2 protein-coding genes are annotated in these 2,092 nt (G+C 74.7%); one reads left to right on the top strand and one right to left on the bottom strand.

Features of this window, described 5'->3' with window-relative positions; genetic code table 11:
• The first annotated feature begins 89 nt into the window (after positions 1–89).
• Positions 90–317, top strand: coding sequence for a hypothetical protein (locus ACFU6K_RS37680; RefSeq protein WP_380670966.1), 228 nt, complete (start codon positions 90–92; stop codon positions 315–317).
• 20 nt (positions 318–337) lie between these two features.
• Here the strand turns inward: ACFU6K_RS37680 and ACFU6K_RS37685 are convergent.
• The coding region (locus tag ACFU6K_RS37685) for an AMP-binding protein (RefSeq protein WP_380670968.1) at positions 338–2,092 on the bottom strand (1,755 nt) is incomplete at its 5' end.

Below are 2,092 nucleotides of genomic sequence, written 5' to 3' on the forward strand. Positions count from 1 at the left end.
GCCCGGCCGTCGTGGCCCGGCCTCGACCGGTAGGTTCACCGTGGCGCGTTCGAGCACGTTCGACGCACTTCACGAGGGGGAGGCCACCGGTGGACGTACTGGCGATCATGGAAGCACTGGCCGAACAGGGCATCACCGTGCTGCTCAAGGCCGACGCCGAACGGATGGCGGAGCAGCGCGAGCCGTGGACGTTCGTGGCCAGTGGCGCCCCTCTGCGGGACGACATCCTCGTGCGCACCGATGCCGCCTCGGTGGAGCAGTGCCTCGAAGTCTGCCTGCCCCGCCTGCGGGAACTGGGCCTTTCGCTGCCCGAGTGACGAGAGCGGCTCCGCTCCGGTCAGTCGCCGGCCGGTCGGTCGTCGCGCGTGGCCGCGTCGTTGTCGCCGTCGGGCAGCGGCCGGTCGCCGGTGAGCCAGGCCCGGAGGGCGTTCTTGCGGACCTTGCCGAGCTCGTTGCGGGGGAAGCGCGGCACGGTCTCGACGCGGGTGGGCCAGTACCAGTCGGTCATGCCGCGCTCGGCCAACCAGGCGTGCAGTTCGGCCAGTTCTGGGGCGTGCTCGCCCGCGGGGACGACGACCGCGCAGGGCAGGTCCCCGTGCTCGGCGGGGTAGCCGACCAGGGCCACGTCGGCGATCGCCGGGTGCTCGCGCAGCTCCGCCTCGACGTCCAGGACGGGGATCATCAGCTGGGTGGTGCCGGAGATCCGGTCGGAGGCCCGGCCCGCGTAGCGCAGGCCGCCCTCGCCGTCCGGGCGCACCAGGTCGCCGGTGGCGTACCAGCCGTCGGTGTCGGCGGCGCGCCACAGCAGGCGTCCGGTGTCGCGGTCGAAGGTGCCCAGGCAGGTGGAGGGGCTGCGCACGTCGACCGCCGAGGCCTGGTCCGGCCCGGTGGCGGGCGCCATTCGCAGCTCGACGCCGGGCATCGGGCGGCCGATGCTCCGGGCGGCCCGTTCGGGCGGGTCGGTGGGGCTGGTGGCGGTGATCCCGGCGGTCTCCGTCGAGCCCAGGGAGTTGACGACGTGCCTGCCCAGGGTGCGGCGCAGGAGGTCGACCAGCTCGGGCGAGGGGCTTGCGGCCATCGTGGCCACCGCCTCCCAGACGGGTAGGTCCCGTGGTCGGCGGTTTTGCTCGGCGGCGAGGGCGGCCAGCATGGCCGGCGGGGCGAACAGGGCACTGGTCCGGTAGGTGACGCACAGGTCGAGCCAGCGGCCGGCGTCCCACTCGTCGCAGTACAGGGCGCCGGTGTGCTGGACGAGCGGCCGAAGCACGCCGTTGCGCAGGCCGACGCCGTGGCTGAGCGGGGTGAGCACCGGGAAGGGCTGCCCCGGCAACGGGGGCGGGAGCGGCAACGGTCGGCGGACCCCCGCGTACAGGGTGTTCAGGCTGTGCACGACGGCGGTGGCGCTGCCGCTGGTGCCGGAGGTGAACAGCACCGTCGCGACCTCGTCGGGTCCGAGGGCGGTGCCCTGCGGCGCGGTCGGGGCGGCGGCGCGCAGGCAGGTGTCGAAGTCGAGCGCGCCGGTGGCGGAGGCGTCGCCGAGGACCGCGTGGTGGCGCAGGGCGGGAAGGCCGTCGGCGAGCCGGGCGAGGGCCTCGACGTGCTCCGGACCGGGTTCTCGGTCGGTCGTGACCAGCAGGACGGCTCCGGTCGAGGCCAGCATCCGGCCCACCTCGCGTCGGCCGAACCGCAGCGAGACCGGCATGGTCACGGCGCCGACCCGCCAGCAGGCGAGCGTGAGGACAGCCGTTTCCCACCGGTCGGGCAACTGGAAGGCCACCACCTCGCCGGGCCGTACGCCCAGCTCGTACAGCGCGGCGGCGAACCGCTCCACCCGGGCGGCGAGATCGGCGAAGGTCAGGGTGACGGCCCGGCCCTCCTCCGCGCGCCAGTTGATGATCACACGCTGGTCGGGCAGCCGCTCGGCGGCGTCGCGCAGATCGTCCAGGAAGGTCTCGTCGCGCCACCAGCCCTGCTCGCGGTAGCGGGCGGCGGTGGCGGGCAGTGGTCGTACGGCGTCGAACAGCTCCGGCATGGGTTCCTGCTCCCTCGGTGAGGCGAGCCCGCGGCCGTCGGCGGGGGACCGGTCGACGGC

It is taken from the genome of Kitasatospora sp. NPDC057512 (assembly GCF_042802135.1).
Taxonomy (GTDB): Bacteria; Actinomycetota; Actinomycetes; order Streptomycetales; family Streptomycetaceae; genus Kitasatospora.